The organism is Mesorhizobium sp. M0028 (assembly GCF_040323855.1).
Lineage (GTDB): Bacteria > Pseudomonadota > Alphaproteobacteria > Rhizobiales > Rhizobiaceae > Mesorhizobium.
On the sequence record NZ_JAMYVG010000005.1, the window covers coordinates 36,543 to 53,579 of the forward strand.

At 61.2% G+C, this 17,037-nt stretch carries 18 protein-coding genes and 2 pseudogenes; 7 read left to right on the forward strand and 13 right to left on the reverse strand.

From position 1 onward, the window contains the following. Positions 1 to 85: 85 nt before the first annotated feature. From NKJ93_RS12420 to NKJ93_RS12425, 3 genes are all read right to left on the reverse strand, one after another. Positions 86 to 1,186, reverse strand: coding sequence for a tyrosine-type recombinase/integrase (locus NKJ93_RS12420; RefSeq protein ID WP_352589332.1), 1,101 nt, complete (start codon positions 1,184 to 1,186; stop codon positions 86 to 88). After that, a complete protein-coding gene (locus NKJ93_RS33605) occupies positions 1,146 to 1,424 on the reverse strand; it encodes a helix-turn-helix domain-containing protein (protein ID WP_502904384.1) in 279 nt (92 codons plus the stop codon). The genes NKJ93_RS12420 and NKJ93_RS33605 overlap by 41 nt, the downstream gene beginning before the upstream one ends. A gap of 66 nt (positions 1,425 to 1,490) precedes the next feature. After that, positions 1,491 to 1,742 carry a hypothetical protein gene (locus tag NKJ93_RS12425; RefSeq protein ID WP_352589335.1) on the reverse strand — a complete coding sequence of 84 codons (252 nt, stop codon included), beginning with the start codon at positions 1,740 to 1,742 and terminating at the stop codon, positions 1,491 to 1,493. A gap of 541 nt (positions 1,743 to 2,283) precedes the next feature. Here NKJ93_RS12425 and NKJ93_RS12430 point away from each other — a divergent pair. The 3 genes and pseudogenes from NKJ93_RS12430 (at position 2,284) to NKJ93_RS12450 (ending at position 4,725) form a co-directional block, all read left to right on the forward strand. After that, on the forward strand, positions 2,284 to 2,757 hold the full coding sequence (locus NKJ93_RS12430; RefSeq protein WP_280940413.1) for an SDR family NAD(P)-dependent oxidoreductase: 474 nt from the start codon (positions 2,284 to 2,286) through the stop codon (positions 2,755 to 2,757). 381 nt (positions 2,758 to 3,138) lie between these two features. Beyond that, positions 3,139 to 3,261, forward strand: a complete 123-nt coding sequence (locus NKJ93_RS12445) for a hypothetical protein (RefSeq protein ID WP_352495923.1) — start codon at positions 3,139 to 3,141, stop codon at positions 3,259 to 3,261. A 262-nt stretch (positions 3,262 to 3,523) separates the two neighbouring features. Continuing rightward, a pseudogene (locus NKJ93_RS12450) lies at positions 3,524 to 4,725 on the forward strand (IS256 family transposase). 87 nt (positions 4,726 to 4,812) lie between these two features. Here NKJ93_RS12450 and NKJ93_RS12455 read toward each other — a convergent pair. The 4 genes and pseudogenes from NKJ93_RS12455 to NKJ93_RS12470 all read right to left on the reverse strand — a co-directional run. Then, positions 4,813 to 5,784, reverse strand: a complete 972-nt coding sequence (locus NKJ93_RS12455; RefSeq protein WP_352589338.1) for an oxygenase MpaB family protein — start codon at positions 5,782 to 5,784, stop codon at positions 4,813 to 4,815. Positions 5,785 to 5,878: 94 nt separating this feature from the next. After that, positions 5,879 to 6,124: a hypothetical protein gene (locus tag NKJ93_RS33610; protein WP_023718681.1), complete on the reverse strand. Its 246-nt coding sequence runs from the start codon at positions 6,122 to 6,124 to the stop codon at positions 5,879 to 5,881. A 29-nt stretch (positions 6,125 to 6,153) separates the two neighbouring features. Then, positions 6,154 to 6,927 (reverse strand): sulfite exporter TauE/SafE family protein, encoded by a 774-nt coding sequence (locus NKJ93_RS12465; RefSeq protein WP_023718680.1) that lies wholly within the window; start codon positions 6,925 to 6,927, stop codon positions 6,154 to 6,156. A 581-nt stretch (positions 6,928 to 7,508) separates the two neighbouring features. Beyond that, positions 7,509 to 7,606: pseudogene (locus tag NKJ93_RS12470) on the reverse strand (sulfite exporter TauE/SafE family protein); the annotation flags it as partial. A gap of 164 nt (positions 7,607 to 7,770) precedes the next feature. Here NKJ93_RS12470 and NKJ93_RS12475 point away from each other — a divergent pair. The 4 genes from NKJ93_RS12475 to NKJ93_RS12490 are packed head-to-tail and all read left to right on the forward strand — an operon-like array spanning position 7,771 to position 10,233. Further along, entirely contained in the window at positions 7,771 to 8,220 is a 450-nt protein-coding gene (locus tag NKJ93_RS12475) for a thiosulfate oxidation carrier protein SoxY (protein WP_352589341.1), read from the forward strand. 39 nt (positions 8,221 to 8,259) lie between these two features. After that, a complete protein-coding gene (gene soxZ, locus NKJ93_RS12480) occupies positions 8,260 to 8,562 on the forward strand; it encodes a thiosulfate oxidation carrier complex protein SoxZ (RefSeq protein ID WP_084642623.1) in 303 nt (100 codons plus the stop codon). A 54-nt stretch (positions 8,563 to 8,616) separates the two neighbouring features. Next, a complete protein-coding gene (locus NKJ93_RS12485; protein ID WP_352547756.1) occupies positions 8,617 to 8,958 on the forward strand; it encodes a c-type cytochrome in 342 nt (113 codons plus the stop codon). 6 nt (positions 8,959 to 8,964) lie between these two features. Beyond that, complete coding sequence (locus tag NKJ93_RS12490; RefSeq protein WP_023718676.1) at positions 8,965 to 10,233, forward strand: NAD(P)/FAD-dependent oxidoreductase; 1,269 nt, start codon at positions 8,965 to 8,967, stop codon at positions 10,231 to 10,233. A gap of 8 nt (positions 10,234 to 10,241) precedes the next feature. Here the strand turns inward: NKJ93_RS12490 and NKJ93_RS12495 are convergent, their stop codons facing one another. The 6 genes from NKJ93_RS12495 to NKJ93_RS12520 all read right to left on the reverse strand — a co-directional run bounded on the left by NKJ93_RS12495 (position 10,242) and on the right by NKJ93_RS12520 (position 16,939). Further along, a complete protein-coding gene (locus tag NKJ93_RS12495) occupies positions 10,242 to 12,368 on the reverse strand; it encodes a heavy metal translocating P-type ATPase (protein WP_023718675.1) in 2,127 nt (708 codons plus the stop codon). 56 nt (positions 12,369 to 12,424) lie between these two features. Next, positions 12,425 to 13,153, reverse strand: a complete 729-nt coding sequence (locus NKJ93_RS12500) for an urease accessory protein UreH domain-containing protein (protein WP_031193909.1) — start codon at positions 13,151 to 13,153, stop codon at positions 12,425 to 12,427. 30 nt (positions 13,154 to 13,183) lie between these two features. Further along, positions 13,184 to 13,306 (reverse strand): hypothetical protein, encoded by a 123-nt coding sequence (locus NKJ93_RS12505; protein WP_023718673.1) that lies wholly within the window; start codon positions 13,304 to 13,306, stop codon positions 13,184 to 13,186. A gap of 153 nt (positions 13,307 to 13,459) precedes the next feature. Then, the gene (locus tag NKJ93_RS12510) at positions 13,460 to 13,684 is read right to left on the reverse strand and encodes a hypothetical protein (RefSeq protein WP_023718671.1); all 225 of its coding nucleotides are present in this window, start codon (positions 13,682 to 13,684) and stop codon (positions 13,460 to 13,462) included. Positions 13,685 to 13,835: 151 nt separating this feature from the next. After that, complete coding sequence (locus NKJ93_RS12515) at positions 13,836 to 15,500, reverse strand: cbb3-type cytochrome c oxidase subunit II (protein ID WP_023718670.1); 1,665 nt, start codon at positions 15,498 to 15,500, stop codon at positions 13,836 to 13,838. Beyond that, positions 15,497 to 16,939: a cbb3-type cytochrome c oxidase subunit I gene (locus NKJ93_RS12520; protein ID WP_352589618.1), complete on the reverse strand. Its 1,443-nt coding sequence runs from the start codon at positions 16,937 to 16,939 to the stop codon at positions 15,497 to 15,499. Before NKJ93_RS12520 ends, NKJ93_RS12515 begins: the two co-directional genes overlap by 4 nt. Between the last annotated feature and the right edge of the window lie 98 nt (positions 16,940 to 17,037).

Below are 17,037 nucleotides of genomic sequence, written 5' to 3' on the forward strand. Positions count from 1 at the left end.
CCTCGGCCCAAAACGTTTTGGGCCTATTATGGGCCCAAAAAAGGGCGGCCGATGTGCCACCCTCCGCTTGGTCGGGTTGATTCACTCATTTGATGACGCGCAGAGGTATCCGTTGCTTCATGGCGTCGCGTTTGGCTTCCCGCTCGTTGATGGCGCGGGCGATATCGACAGCCATCCGTTTCTTATTGGCCTCTCGCACATAGTGGTCTGTTACCGTCATTGAAGAATGCCCCATCGCCTCCATGATAGCGCGGGCTTGGATGTTGCATTCGGCGAGATACGTGCCGAAGGTACGGCGCAGCCCGTGCAGGGTGTAGCCCTCCGGGATGCCGGCCTGCTTGTTCCAATGTGCCATCATGCCAGTGAGGCTCTTTTTGGAGAACGGACGCCCATAGGCGTGCTTCAATACCGTCCCACCCTTAGAGCGATCTAATGGCACTAAAGCTTGCGCCAGCTTGTCCACAACAGGGATGAACATCTCGCGCCCGCCATGACGGTTGCGATTTTTCTGCTGTCGGAAGTCGAAGGCTTCGATTGTTTCCAAGGAGCCATCGAACAATTCGATCTCCTCGAGGACCAAATCGTCCCATTCCAGTGAGGCGATATCGCCGCGTCGGTTCCCGAGCCAGAAACCGAGCGCATAGCAGGTGCGCGGCGCTGATCCGATTGGATGGTGCGCCTCGAACTTTTCACGAATGGCGATCGGCCAGGCGGGATTGGCAGTCGATTTTGGAATGCGGACGCGGATCGACAGCGAGGGATCGTCCTGCGGCTTGATCCATTTCTCAACTTCGATCGCCACCCATAGGAGCTTCTTGATTGCCACCAGCAGGTGCTTGGCAACCGTCCGGTTGGTGGCAAAGACACTTTCGATAATCGCACGCAAATGGTCGGCATCGAGATGTTCCACCGGCGTGTTGCGCCAAGTCAGCGGATAGGCAGGATCGACCTGCATCTGAAGGAAGCGCTCAATAAGCCGGGCATTCTTCTGCTGCGTCGCTTCGTCGAAGTCCAGCCATTCCATCGTCGCTTCAAGTCGGCGCGCAGCATGACCAAATGTCTTTGGCAACGCCAGACCGGGCAAGTCAATGATGACGGCCTTTTGACCTTGGCCTTGCGTTGCCTGTTCATAGGCGGCTTCGAACTCAGGATCGCCTGGTCTGCCAGGAAGCCGAATTTCGGGCATTCCTTTGCCGCGATAGCGATAGACGAGCTTTCCGTTCTTCCAGCATTGCCTGAAGCGAAAGGGTCTTGCTTTCTATAGCAACGCGCAGAAGTACCGGGTAAGGGAAGCCCCGACCTTGCTCTATACCTTCAAGAGTGCGTTTCGGTATTCCCAAGACGTTGGCTGCACTCTCGGCGGTGAATCCTCCCTTCGCCCGCCAGGCTTTCACTTCTCGCGCGAGCTTTTCATTGTCGTTCACATCATCTCATCCGCTCAGGCGGTGACTGTACTACGCCTGCAGCGTATACGCAATGTGCGTAGTTGCTTATCTCCTTGTCGGCTCTCGTTTGCTCCGCTCCAATAGTTGTTGCAGACCATTCTCTTTGTCTGGCAGGGCGGAGAAAGCGATATCGAGCGCCACACGATCCCAGATCGCGCGACTGTTGACGTGCTTAGGCCTCGGCATGCGGCCGTCAGCAACCATGTCGTCGAATAGTGTCGATCCGACACCGACATAGCGCGCTGCTTCCTCACGAGAGAGGCCGCGGGGTGGGTACGAAAGCGTGTCACTCTTCATAGACGCGGCCTCGACAACGTCGGCATCGAAACAGCACAACGATATCAAATCCAGACGGTTGACTGTTTCGACAAGCCTCAGTCCCGATAAACGGGGCCATATTGCAGTCGGCACAACAAATCCACATCCCGCACCATCCGGTAATGAAGAGATCGTGTTGCCCTAGATAAGAGATGTTGCGTGGTGCGGAAGCTGCCTCGCCGGCTCGTTCGGGAAAGGCGAGTAGCGACCTGCAAATCGGACAGGGTAAGATGCGGCAGAATGTTCCGGTGCAGATGTCGGGGGTTCAAGTCGCTAGACCGCTACATCGCGACACCCACTATCGAGGATGCCTTCTTCTACTATTGGCGTCACGCCACTTAGCCGCAAGTCCCGATTCTTGGGGACCAGGAGTTTTGGCCTAAGCCTGGTGCCTTTGAAGCGCTCACCCACGCAGAAAGCATATTGGAAAGTAGAGGTAAGTAATAAAGCTGATAATTTCACAAAAGTGATGCCAGGATTATATATTGTTTGCACTGATTGATAATGCAATGCTGGCATTCTGTCGAACCACAAAATGGCAGATACCTCGATCGAGGAATGGCGAAGGGTCAACATAGTCAACGTAGAAGCCGCATTCCTTCTCGCCCAGATATTTCTTCCAGGGATGCGCTCGAAACGGTGGGGTCGGGTGATCAATATTTCCTCCTATGCCGCCAAAAGCGGAGGCTTGACCGCAGGGACGGCGTATTCAGTTTCGAAGAGCGCGATGATCGGGCTGACCTTTTCAATTGCCCGCGAGACCGCTGGCCAGGGCGTGACCTCGAATGCAATTGCGCCCGCCTACGTAATGTCGCCGATGGTTTCCGAACAGCTCAACGACGAACAGCGCGCGGCCCAGCTTGCTCAAATCCCGGTCGGGAGATTTTGCGAACCTCAAGAAGTCGCCCACACCGTTTCATTCCTCGCGTCTCCTCTAGCCGGTTTCATCACGGGCGAGGTTATCGATATGAACGGTGGTCTCCATTTCGATTGAGCTGCATACAATGGAAAATCGTCTTTCTCACGCCAATTTGGCGCTCGCATCAGCCGGTGTCCAAATTCCTCGGTACGATCGACGGAGTGTGACGCCCGGAATCGTGCATCTCGGTATCGGCAACTGGCACAGGGCCCATCAGGCAATCTATACGGATGATTGCCTGGCCGCGGGACAACTCGATTGGGGCATGATTGCAGCCTGCTCCGGAGTTCGGACACGCGGGACGCGCTTGCTCCCCAAGATGGTTTGTACACAGTTGTCAGTCGTCAAGATGAACAGACGAGCCTTCGGATAGTCGGTTCTATCGGCCATATTCTTGTCGCACCGGCGGGCCCCGCTCAGCTGCTGGAGGCGCTTTTGGACCCGCGGATCAGGATCGTGACTTTGACAGTCACCGAGAAGGGCTACACGGTCATCTCGGGCGGCGGCTCCGGCCACGAGCCGGCCCATGCCGGTTTTGACGGTACGACGGCTTCACTGTTGCCCGCAGCCGCCCGGTAGTTTGTTCGCGTCTGCTTGGCGGGCCTGCGTCACGCCCCGCCGTCCAGTGGGCTATCGAGTTCGTGCCTTCAAGACGCGTTAACTAGAAGCTGAACGTCTGCACGACGCGGGTCGCGTCCCCACAGGTGGTGTAGCTCGGCGGTAGCCGCTCGCGGGCGCGCCCTCGATAGCGCTATAGCGAGCGAGCGGCTTTGCGGTGGTCATCGACAGTTCGCCGGTAAGGTCGGGTTGCTGACACCAACCTGATTCGAAGGAACCATCGATGACCGACGACATGATGAACCTGCGCGCGCTCGTGGAGAAGACTCCGGATTCCGATCTCTTGCGCGAGATGATCGGCTTTGCCGCCGAGCGGCTGATGGAGCTGGAGGTTGGCGCCGCCACCGGCGCCGCCTATGGCGAGAAGAGCCCGTTGCGCACGGCCCAGCGCAACGGCTATCGCGAGCGCGACTGGGACACGCGCGCCGGCACCGTCGAGCTGCGCATCCCCAAGCTCAGGAAGGGCTCCTACTTCCCCGGTTTCCTCGAACCGCGCCGCATGGCCGAGAAGGCGCTGACCGCCGTCATCCAGGAGGCCTACGTCCAGGGGATCTCGACCCGCTCGGTCGACGACCTGGTCAAGGCCATGGGCATGAGCGGCATCTCCAAAAAGCCAGGTCAGCCGGCTGTGCGAAGAGATCGACGGCAAGGTCAAAGCGTTCCTTGAAAGTCCCATCGAGGGCGACTGGCCATATCTGTGGATCGACGCCACCTACCTGAAGGTGCGCCGCGGCGGCCGCATCGTCTCGGTCGTCGTCATCATCGCTGTCGGCGTCAACGCGGACGGCCAGCGCGAGGTGCTGGGCATGGAGGTCGGCACGTCTGAGGCCGAGCCGATCTGGACGGAGTTCCTGCGCAAGCTGACCCGCCGTGGCCTGCGCGGCGTCAAGCTCGTCGTCTCCGATGCCCATGAAGGTATCAAGGCGGCCGTCACCAAGGTGCTGTGCGCGACATGGCAGAGGTGCCGCGTCCACTTCATGAGGAACGTGCTGGCCCATGCCGGCAAGAGCGGGCGCCGCGTCGTCTCCGCTTTCATCGCCACCGCCTTCGCCCAGGAAACGCCCGGGGCCGCAAGCACGCAATGGCGCGCCGTCGCCGACCAGATCCGGCCGAAGGTGCCGAAGCTGGCGACAATCATGGACGACGCCGAGCCCGACGTGCTTGCCTACATGCCTTTCCCCAAGGAGCACCGCGCCAAGCTGCACTCGACCAACCCGATCGAGCGCCTCAACGGCGAGATCAAGCGGCGCACCGAGGTCGTCGGCATCTTCCCAAATGATGACGCCATCGTCCGCCTGGTTGGCGCGATCCTGCTCGAACAGAACGACGAATGGGCCGTGCAGCGCGCCAGATACATGACGCTGGAAACCATCAGCCAAATGAGCGATGATCCTTCTGATCAGCCTGCCAGCCGTGGCACGCTGATCAGCCCGGCCCCATGCCGGAGAGCGCGGCGACCAAGCCGTCAGCTACACCACTCCCTGGGACACGATCACGACGCGTGCCTGACATTTAGTCAAGGAACGAACACTGTCCGGTTCTGTGTAGGTTTTCGGATGCCGTTCGGCGATAGAGATAGCTCTCGGAAAGGCCGAGGCGGCGGCACGACTGGACGGCTGGTGATGAATGAAGCACGGTGCTGTCGCAGATTGCAGCCGTCGTCTTCACAACAGCACGCTCCCACGGCTTCAAGGTCCAGCGGTCGCCGAGTTCCAACCGCTTGCGGACCCATTGGGGTAGGATCTCGACGGCCGCCTTCAGAAGCGGCCGCTGAAGGGGTCGAGCAACTCCCGGCAAGGCGGGAACTTCTTCCATGATCTCCAGGAACTCCGACACGATCGGCGACGCGACGAGTCTTTGCCTCATCACGTCGAACAGCGCGTAAAGCTCGGCCTGAGACGTGGGCGCGCCGACCGCACCATAGAGAAGCGCCACGGGGCGAGCCTCAGCAAACATCGCGTCCCGTTCGAAAAAATGCAGACGATGCACATAGACGTGATAGGCCTCCATGAAACCAAACTCGGCCGTCGCTTGCACCCAGTCCAGCAGCTCCGGGTCGGTGGCGTGGTATGGCTCGCCTTCGCTGGTTCGACCCGAAACGCGCCCATGCATCCTGACCACATCTTCAATCATGGCCTTAGCCTTGGATCGGGGGCCGTAGACCGTGACCAAAGCAGCGAGGCCCGTACGCTGCAATCGTCGGAGCGCGAGGGAGCGGAAGCTGCTGTGCTGCCAAATGGCGTCGCGAACCCGCGGCTCTGCCAATTCGAGCAGCACCGCCGTTACCCCGCCGATGAACAGCGCAACAGGGTTCTTAAAAATGCGCCAGGACACCGAGTTGGGTGGTAACAGCGCCGGTTCGCCTTCCGGAGTCGAGAAGTCCATCTGAGATCCGAGCCGCTGGCGCATGAACGACTGGGCAAGAGTGTCCACACGACGCTCAAGCGGGCGAGGCAGAGAAATGATGCCCGAGTTGCGAAACATGGTACGCCTCGAACTACTGAGAATAGCAAGCGTTAGACCTGTGGCTAGCGGATGCAATATGCACGAACGTCTTTGGTCTTCCCGTCGTTCCAAATCATCCTCGCGCGAAGCCGATGAACCCTGCTTGATCTGCCCTGTTGCCAATGATGATGGAGCAAGGCTCGGGCGTGGTCATCCATGTCACCTCGATCCAGCGCGAGCTTCCGCCGCAGTCGGGCCTCGTCTGCCGATAGGAGAAGGCAAGATCTTGTGGCTTGACGACACCGGCATCGAGCATGAATCCGGCGATCGCGCCGCCCAGCCAGCCCGCTCCGATGCCGATCCTGGTCGAAGTGCTCATTTCCTTGCCTCCGTTCGACTGTCTCACGGTCAGAGCAATCCAGTTAGTTCGAGTGTCTGGTAGCCGGCCAAAAGCGTGATCAGAAATCCCACAAGCCGCAGGAGCGTCCTCTCCCGCAATGTCTTGACCATCCTTCCCGCCAGCGGCGCCGCTAAAACGCCTCCAACGATCAGTCCGGCAACAGATGTTAGGTCGCGGAATTCGCCGGCTTGCTCCCAATGGCCGGTTACAATCGTGGCGAGGAAGCTCAGCGACACTGAAAGTGCAATCAGGAACTCGCTCGCATTGACCGTGCCGATAACGAATCGCGGTTGTCCACCCGCGCCGAGTAGACCGGTGGTGGCAACAGGACCCCAGCCCCCACCGCCTGCGGCGTCCAGGAATCCGGCGGTTGCGCCCAACGGCGCCACGATTTTCAGCTTCACGGGGTTGGTGGGGATACGATGAAACGACCGATATAGTAACCAGCTCCCAATAACCGCGAGATATGCTGTAACGAATGGCTTGACCTGATCTCCGTCAAACGAAGTGAGTACGAAAGCGCCGAGCATACCGCCGCCGACACCAAAGGGGATCAGTCGCCAAAACAGTTTCCAATCGATGTTGCGATGATAAAGATGAGCCGATCCGGAAGCGGCGGTGGTGAACAATTCCGCAGCATGAACTGAAGCTGATGCTTGTGCCGGTGGCACCCCGAAGGTGAGGAGCACCGTCGAAGAGATCACGCCATAGGCCATCCCTAGAGCACCATCGACCGCCTGGGCCAGAAACCCGACGGCTGCGAACAGTAGGAACTCTTCCATGAGTGGCTCCGCGCATGAGTAGCGTCGCGCATAACGAAGCCTCACATGTGCAGTGGCACACCGAGGCTTTATAGCTCGACCAAGCTGCAGTCGTGATGCTCTTGGCACGCAGGAAACGGACCCATGCGTCGGCTTGTTCCGCGAAACTCAGCCCTTAGCGCGGGCCTAATAGCATAATGGCCGCAAGGCCCATGAATGACGCCAATCCCGCCCGGTTTGGTGGCAATGGCGATGACCTGGCTTCAGGGGCATTCCCGTTCTTGCGACAGGGGATAATAAGCAACCGAGAGTTCGGCATTTCTTGAATTGAAGGTCACTAGCAAGACGCTGACCTGACCTTCAACGTGCAATGTCGGCTTCTGGTGCACGTTGTCCTCCGAAATGTTGTGCGCCTGATCTCTAGTCGGACTAGCCGAGACTGAGACGAGCCAGCGCGTGGGTCCAAATCGCTCGGCGACGCAGCGACATTGTTCGGTGCGACCCATTAGTCCGAAACCGGAATTTATGACCCTAACCGGTCCTTCTTCAGCCTATCATGAATGTCGCACATGCTTGTAAATCCGACATTGCGCTGGCGCTGTTCAGAGCGCTCCAGTTAGTTCGAGCGTCTGATAGCCGGCCAAGAGCGTGATTAGAAATCCGACAAACGCAGGAGCGTCCTTTCCTGCAATGCCTTGACCGTTTTGAGGGCGGCTAAGAGACCTTGGACACTTCTAAGAGATTTGCTCGCAGCGGTTGGCGGTGCTAAACTTCAAAGCTGCCGCACTGATGTGTCCGATTGCGCCGCCTCCTGCCGCTGTTGATGTGTGTCTTCGGAGTGACGCAAAAAAGGCGGAGACCGGGATGATGAGCTTGACGCGCCGCGATGTGTTGATCGCCGGGAGTGCGGGGTTTGCCGGAGTCGCGCTCTCCTCGCCGCAGAGCGCGCGTGCGAACGATGAAGCGCTGGATCTCGTCGAACAGTTCACCGGACGGACAGCCACGGTGTCGGATCGCCTTCACCTGATAATGCCGACATACTTCCCGACCGGCTATACCGTGCCCATGAGTCTTTACATCGACAGCCCCATGACTGAGGCCGACCATGTGAGGCAAATGCGCGTGTTCGCGCCGCGGAACCCGCTTATCGAAGTCGCCAGTTTCCATTTCGTCCCCCAACGCAGCCTGCCCCGCGTGTCGACCCGCATCCGCCTTGCCAAACCGCAGCATGTCATCGCTGTCGCCGAAATGAATGACGGCAATTTGCTGATGACCACGACGTGGGTCCGTGTCGCCACAGATGGCTGTGCCTGAGAACGGAGAGAGACAGTGACTACCGCAACACCACGCGTGATCGTGCCGAGCGCTGCGGCGAAGGGAGAGTTTTTTCAGGTCAAGACCATCATCAGCCATGAGATGGAAACAGGGCTGCGCCATGATGATCAAGGCAATGTAATCCCGCGCAAGATCATCAACAGGTTTGTCTGCCGCTACAACCAATCCGTGGTGTTCAGCGTCGATCTCCACGAGGCGATTTCGGCTAACCCGTTCTTCGAATTTTCCCTGCGCGCGACGGAGAGCGGCCGGCTCGATTTCGTATGGGAGGAGGACGGCGGTGCCGTCTACACGTTGTCGCACCGGCTCACGGTCGGTTGAGGTGGCGACGCAATCGAGCTGCGCGAGTTATGGCGTGACAAGTTGAGTGGGAGCGTGACCGGAAAACTCCGAAACAGACGGGTATTCAGCATGCGTCCCGTCGCGAGATCTGCGATTGCCACGGGCCTCGTGCTTCTCGTCAGCCAATCCGGCGCGGCGGCGGGGGCCGATCAAGGCGCTCAACTCGCCGCGACCTGTGCGTCCTGCCATCGCCTCGATGGCGGCGGCACAGGCATTCCCAGCATCATCCGGCTTGGTGAGGAGAGGCTCACCAACGCCCTGCTTGCCTACCGGGCGAGCGAGAGTCCAAATCACATCATGCACGCTATCGCGCTGTCGCTCAGCGACGAGGAGATCGCGAGCGTCGCGCGCTATGTCGCAGCGCAGGGAAAGTAGCGCGCCATGAAATTCTGGACGCGTCGCGAGTTCGGCCGCCTGACTGGAGCAGCGTTGCTAACGGCGCTCAACCAGCCGAAGGCGCGGGGCCAGGCCAAGGCGCGTGTCGTCGTGATCGGCGGCGGCATCGGCGGCGCAACGGTCGCCAGATATCTCGCCGTCAGCGCCACGGCTATCGAGGTGACCCTGGTCGAACCGCGACAGAGCTACACGACCTGCTTCTTCAGCAATCTCTATCTCGCCGGGCTCCGCCCGTTCAAATCGCTCAGTCATGGTTATGAAGCGCTGGCAAAACAATATGGCATCACCGTCATTCATGAGTCCGCTGAAGCGATTCACCCGGCGGCGAAAACCGTTGCGCTGAACAACGGTTCGAAGCTCAGCTACGACCGTCTCGTTGTTGCGCCAGGCATCGCATTCAGGGATCGGGCGCTTAGGGGCTATGACGAAGCTGCGATGGAGATCATGCCGCACGCCTGGAATGCAGGGCCGCAAACCAGCCTGTTGCGCCAGCAATTGGAAAGCATGGAGGACGGCGGCCTATTCGTCATCGTCGTCCCGCCGAATCCATTTCGCTGTCCGCCCGCCCCCTATGAGCGCGCTTCGCTCATCGCCTCCTATTTCCAGCGCAGCAAACCCAAGGCCAAAATTCTGATCCTCGATTCGAAAGACAGCTTCAACGCGCAGGACCTGTTCCAGGACGCTTGGAACCGCCACTATCCGGGAATGATCGAATGGCTACCGGCCCAGTTCACTGGCGGGGTCACGGCGATCGACGCGAAGACCCGGTCGGTGATCACCGAGGGAGCAACATTCAAGGCCGCGGTGGCCAATGTCATCCCGGCGCAAATGGCCGGGCGCTTGGTGCAGCAGGCAGGGCTCGCCAATCAGTCGGGCTGGTGTCCGGTCGATCCGGTCACCTTCGAATCGGCGCTGCAGCCCGGCGTCCATCTGGTCGGCGACGCGATCATCGGCGGGGATATGCCGAAATCCGCCTTCTGCGCCAACAGCCAGGCCAAAGCCTGCGCCTTTGCCATCGCGGCCGATCTCACCGGATCAGCGCGTTTCCCGGCGCATTTGTTCAACACCTGCTACACCTATCTCGCCCCCGACGATGCGTTCAGCAACGCCATCAGCTTCAAGCCCGTCGACGGAAAGCTCAAGAGCGTCATCAGCTTCGTCAGCAAGGTCGAGGAAAGCTCCGAGGTCCGCCGGCAGGCAGCGCGCGCGGCGGAAGGCTGGTACGACGCCTTCACGCACGACGTGTTTGGCTGAAACGAAACTCAACTCCGCTCGACGGCCGGGCCGGCCATTGCGGAAATGCCGGCACCATTCTGGGCGCGCTCCGCCTCGGCGCCGGATCGTTGCTCCGGGATCAGCGTTGCAACAGGATCGGGCAGCCGCTCCAGCCGCAGCGAATTCACCACCACGAGGATGCTCGAGCCGGCCATGACCGCCGCCGCAAGGATTGGCTGCAGAAGTCCGAATGCTGCGAACGTCAGGGCGACGAGATTGTAACCGAACGCCCACATAAGGTTGGTCAAGATGGTCCTGCGCACCGCGCGGGCCACGTCGACGATCCAGGGCAGCATCCACAATCCGTCCGCAGGCAGCACGAGCGCCGCAGTCTCGCGGGCGAGATCGGTGGCGGAGCCGACGGCAATACCGACATCTGCGGCGGCCAGAACTGGCCCGTCATTCAGTCCATCGCCGACCATTGCCACCGCATCGTGGTCATGGCGGAGCCGATCCAGGGCCAGCCGTTTGGCCTCCGGCGAAAGGCCCGCTTGGACGTCCTTGATCCCGACCAGGGCCGCGATCCGCTCCGCCGCTTGCGCCAAGTCGCCGGTCAACAGCGTGGCGTCGAGCCCGCGCTCACGCAGGGCCGCGATCGCGGCCTGCGCCTCGGGAAGCGGCGAATCATCGAGCGACAGCACGGCGTGAACCCGCTCGCCCCAACCGACATAGACCACCGAATGACCGCTCGCCTCCAGCGACCGCGCACGCTCGGCCAGCGACGGGGGAAGCGGCCAGCCCAGATCATTCATCAATCTGCCGTTCCCTGCCGCCACGGGCCGGCCTTCGGCGCTGCCGCGGATGCCACGGCCGGGAACCATCCGGACCTCGCGGGTGACGAGCGGCGTGATGCCCCGCTGAGCGGCGGCTGCCGCGATGGCCCGCGCCAGACCATGCTCGGAATGGCGCTCCAGACCGGCGGCGCGCGCCAGTACTTCGTCGATGCCGACCTCCTCGCGGTCGACGCCGACGAGACGCGCTTTGCCCGCCGTCAGAGTGCCGGTCTTGTCGAAGGCGAGCAACCGTACACGCGCCAGGGTCTCGAGCACGCCGGGGTCGCGGACGAGGCAGCCGTGCCGCGCCAGCCGGCCGATGCCGAGCGATATCGCCATCGGAGCAGCGAGGCCGACTGCACAAGGACAGGCAACCACCAGCACCGAGAGGCCAATCAGCAACGCCCGATCGAACGGCAATGACTGGGCCCAGTAAACGATCGTCAGCCCGCCGAGGGCGAGGACGAGCGGCACGGACACGCCAACGACGCGATCGGCAAGGCGCTGGGTTGGACTGCGACGGCCCAGCGCTTCGCGCACCGACCGGCAAATCCGTGCCCAGCGGGTTGCGGTTCCGTCACCGCTGCTTTGGATCAGGAGCGGGCCGTCGATATTGATACTGCCGGCAATCACCTTGGAGCCGGCGCGCTTTGTCACTTGCCGGCTTTCTCCGGTAATCACGGCTTCATCGGTGTTCGATTCCCCCTCGACAACCACGCCGTCGACCGGAATGCGCTCGCCTGGCCGGACCCGCACCAGCATGCCGGCCGTCACCTCCCGCACCGGACGGCGGATCTCTGCCGCGCCATCGACCGCGGTCGCGCTCTCGCTTTCTGCGGCCAGAAGAGGTTCGAGGTCGCGCGCCGCCCTGGCGCGGCCAACAGCCTCGAGATAGCGGCCAACTGTGAATAGCATCAGCACCATCACGGCGGTGTCGAAATAGACATGCGTGCTGCCCTCGAACACGGCAAATGCCGAATAGAGGTAAGCGGCAGCGACGCCAAGCACGATGAGTGCCGACGACGTCACTCGTCCCTGAATGCCATTGAGCCACATGTCGCGCAGATAGGGTCCGCCGAGAATCACCACCGCCGGCGTGGCGAAGATCCAGAGCAAAAAGTGAATCCACGGCAGCACGCCCGCATCGACGCCGGTGAACGCGTCCGAATAGAGGAGGAGGCTGAACATCATGATATTCATGGAGAGAAAGCCTCCGACGCCGAGCTGGATCAGAAGCCAGGCGGCTTCCCACTCTTCGTGTCTGCCGCTCTTCACCTGAAAGGCGATACAACAGCCGTAGCAGCAGAACGCGCAAGCCTCACCGTTGAGCCTGCGCTCCATCGGGCGCAGACCGACGGGGAGCGAACAATGGCTACAGAGGATATCGCCATGCGCAGTCATGCGGGATGCCCGCCCGGCCAGGCAAGGCCGATATGCGCGTCGGAAGGCAGGAGACCACGGCCGAGCGTGATGAGACCGAGCAAAAGAATAAAGCCACCAGCCAGCCGCACGCCGCGCCGCCGCCAGGCTGGCCCGAGTATCCGGCCAACGCCGCCCATCATCAACATCGCGGGGAAGGTTCCCAGTCCGAACGATGCCATGACGAGAAACCCGGGAAGCGCTCCGGCGGTGCTCGCCGCCTGAGCGGCGAAGGCATAGACCAAGGGACATGGCAGGAAGCCGTTGAAAACGCCAAAGGCGAGGGGTGCGGCGCTGCTCCGGGCCGTCAACAGACCGCGCAGGGACAATGCAAATGTGCTGCCGCCAAATCCGATCGCAAGGCGATGAAAGACCTGCAGCAAGCCGAAGAACTGCAACGCCATGGCAATCATGAGCAGGCCAGCGACGATCGCGAGAATTCGTTGGGCGATGTCGAGGGAGCCGTTCAAGAGCGGCGCCGCCGTTAGCCCTTGCGTGGTGCAGATGACCTGACCGATCGCGCCCGCGAGCCCGCCCAGAAAGCAATAGGTTGTCAATCGGCCGGTATTATAGAGCAGGTGGCGAAGGACGGTTGCGCCTCCCCCTCGCTGATCGCGGCCCAGCGCGCAGGCAAAGCCGCCGCACATGCCGATGCAATGAAAGCTGCCTGCAAATCCAGCGGCGAAGATCACGAGGTAGTACATCATTGGCGTTTGCGCAGTGGCGCGGACGCGGCGCTATTGCCGCACAAGATACAAAAGAAAGAGGATAAAGCCGACGGTGCAGCCGCCATAGATGAGGAAGCCAAGCATCTGCGGCAAGCCGGCGTCAGCAAGCTTGAAGACGGTATCATGTAGCATCCGCTGCTCCTATGTCAGCCGAAATAAAGACGAAGCACGTTTATCGCCAGCTCGAAGCACAGGAAAAGGAGGTTCAATGCGGCGACCCCAAGGAGAATTTTGGCTATCATCGTCTCCATCACTCCTGTCTTACTGGCCCTTGCGACCGCCTACTTAGAACAGACGGCCGGGCCCGAGCCCGCCCCAATAAACATACATGTAGTACAGCCCCCAGGCGAACAGCAGCACGTAGACGACGAGAAGCCATAGCGGAATGAATCCCACACGCGCCTGTATCAGGCCGCCGGCATAGTCCTCCAGTTCAGGGTGCGAGCTTTGACGCACATCCAGTTCCGGATGCGTCGGGCTCTCCGGATCGCTGCTCTGCAGATCGCTCATTCTCCATTTCCCTTTCAAAAAACCCGTTGGCGGCTTTATCGGTGCCGCTCAACGCGCCGGATAGGACGCCCCAGATGAACAAGAACAGGGCCGCCAGGCTCATCAGCATGGCGCCCGCATAGGGTCCGGTGACTTCAAAACCGAGCATGCGCTAACCTCCGGTGGGCGCCTGTTCCTCGCCAGGCGGAGCTGGCGGGCCGGACGCCGGCACCGACGGATCGGGCACATAGGCTCGCTCCGGCTTGTCAGCGACCAGTTTCAGATCGTTCAGCGCCGCGCGGGTCTCCTTCTTGATCGACAGCGGCTGCAGCGAGAGCGGGTCTTTATAGGCGGAAAGCGCCACCACGAAATAGGAAAGCGCCCACCGGTCCTCGTCCGGAAAGGCATCCCGATAGGACGGCATCGGCGTGCCGCTGAGGCCGGTAGTTATCGTCCGGAAGATGTCTTCGACGGCCGGGCCAGACTTGAACTGGCCGCTGGTGAGGTCGGCCGGCACGGTGGCGAACCCGATATCATCCTTAAGGCCCGCCGCCTTCTCGCCGTCGCCCTTGCCAGCTTGGCCGTGGCACTCCCAGCACTTCGCCACCTGCCAAACCTCCTTGCCACGGTCCAGCATCGTCTGGGACGGGGTCGGCGGGCGCCCGATATACAACGGTGGGCCAGGCGGTTCCTCGACGAAGAAAGCGTAAGGACTGGCGGGATTGGAACGGTCAACCGCTAGCTCATACTTAATGTACTGGATCACCGCCAGGCGATCGTTGAGCGGCAGTTCGTACCAAGGGGGCATTGCCGTGCCGCGGATGCCGCGAGTAATGGTGCGCAGCATGTCGCCGTCCGTGGGCAGGGGCTCCTTTGTCAATCTGAACTTGAAGACTGCGGACGTGAAATTCCTGGGCCGCTGGTTAAACATAAAGGTGGCGGCCGGCCCGTTGCCGTCGCCTTTGGCACCGTGGCAACCGATGCAGCGGCGCTCATAGACTTCCTTGCCATAAGCAATCCATTCCTCGGAGCGCGGCATCGTCGCATCCATGACCTCCAGGCTTTGCGGCTCGAAAAGATCGCGCCATTTACCCCGGTTCGTGCCGAGCTTCTGGACGTAGGAAACAAGCGCCGCCAGCGATTCCGTCTCCGCCGCGATGCTGACGGTTTCGCCTGTGTATTCGTCGTTCGGCGTCAGGATGATCGGCTTTCTTTCGCGCGCCTTCAGCGGCACGAACAGCAACCCGTACGCATTGGGCGTCAGCTGGATCGCTTGCTTGCTGTCGAAGTCGAACAGGCCTTTGGTGACCTCTGTCCTTTCCAGGGTCCGATTGCCAGCGCCGTCGTCAACGATACGGACGGCTGCATCGGGCTCGTGGAAGAGGCCGCGATACGGCGCCATTATCGAGTCCGGCACCAGCATCCGCGGATTGTAGAAGTGCGCCAGGTGCCATTCGTCGCTGTATTTCAGGCCGACGCGCGTCAGGTCCGGTCCGATCCGGCGTGTGCCTAACAGGTGCGGCACGTCATAGGCGTATTCGCCCGCCTCGCTGACCGGTCCCCAGCGGCGGATCTCGCCGGTCACCGGCCGCACGAATTGCGAATGGCAGTACCAGCAGCCTTCGCGCAGGTAAATGTTGCGGCCGCGACGCTGCTGCTCGGTGTAGTCCGTCGCTTCTGAAACCGTCCATTTCAGCTGGCCGAAATCCGTGCGCACCACCGAGGTCACGCGCGTAGTTCGCGAGGACGGCTCCACGAAGGGCAGCACGCCCTGCGTGATCACCGCAAGGGTGATGCAGAAGACGCCGGCGAACAGCGCGAAGAAGCGAACGTTCACTGCGCGGGCCCTCCCGCCGGGGCCGGGATAGGCGCCTCCACCGGCCCGCGGGCGCGTCGCGCCTCAGCCGCCGGGCTGGTCAGTGCGGTCAGCATCAGATTCACCACCAGCAGCGACATACCGGTATCCATGCTGATGCCTGCCAGGGTCCGCGCCAGCCAGTAGGGCTTCACCCAGACGAGCGAGTCGAGCCATTCGACCCCATTCATCCATTGATAACCCTGCTGCAGCCCGCCGGCTGTGAGGACCAGGCCCATGGTCGTGATGCCGACGGTGATCAGCCAGAACGACCAGTTGCCGAGCTTGAAGGACCAGAGTTCGCGCCCGAACAGCCGCGGCCAAGTATAGAGGAGGCCCCCCATCGCCCAGACGACGAAGGTGCCGAACACGGTGAGATGCGAATGCGAGATGACGAAATCGGTGAAATGGGTCGGCTGCTGCAGCTGCCGCAGCGCCTCGGTCGAGCCCTGGAAGCAGCCGACGAGATACATGAGCGAGCCCATGATCAGGAACTTCGCCGGCAAGTTCCTGCCGAACTCATGCCACCTGCCCATCATGGTGCCGAAGAAGTTCACCAGCACCGTCCACACCGGAATGATCAGCAGCATCGACGTGACGACGGCCAAGGTCTCGGCCCAGTCCGCGATCGGGCTGTAGAGGTAATGGTGGATGCCGACGAACGGGTAGAACAGTGCCAGGGACCAGAAGCCTACCAGCGAGAGCTTATGGGCATAGAGCGGATTTCGCGCGCTGACCGGCAGGAAATAGTAGATGATCACGTAGCCCGCGGGCGTTATCCACAGCCCGACGATGTAGTGGAGATAGAGGCCATGGAAGGCGGCGCTGTTGATGCCCGAGATCGTGTATGGCAGGATGAAGCTTCCAAGCACGAAGTTCATCGTCGTCCACACGAAAGTGGCGATCAGGTACCATAGCGCGACATAGATCGCCGGCTCCAGCCTTCGACTGATCGTGATCAGGAACTGCGCGGTAGCAACAGCCACCACGATGAAGAATGCGACCTTCGCGTAGAGCGGAAGCTCTCCGGCTTCCAAACCGTCACTGTCGCCGAGCAGCAAGCCGACCAAACCGGCAAGCGTTGCGACGTTCCAGACCCATGCGAGAAGAACCGACCACTCCGACCATATCACCCGCACCCCCGACAGACGCGGCACGAGATAGTAGCAAAGGCCGATGAAAAGCGTCGAGAAGGCGCCGAAGATGACACCGTTGACGTGGACCGGGCGCAGCCGGCCGAAGGTGAGCTCGAGGTTCCCCGATCCGAGATAGTCGGGGTAGTTGAAGGTGCCCGAGATCATGACGCCGACGGATGGCGTCACCATCAGCCAGAACATGCCGAAATAAAGCCAGGTCCGCACGACCCGTTTGTCGACCAGCGCATCCAGGTCCACATTCGCGAACTTGCCGCGCAGCTCCATCGCAGTCTCTGCCAACGCATGGCCCTCCCCGCGCGGTTCAAGGGCCGCACGACTGCTTTAAGCCCACCGTTCCCCATCGAGGTGTCACTCCGATGGCG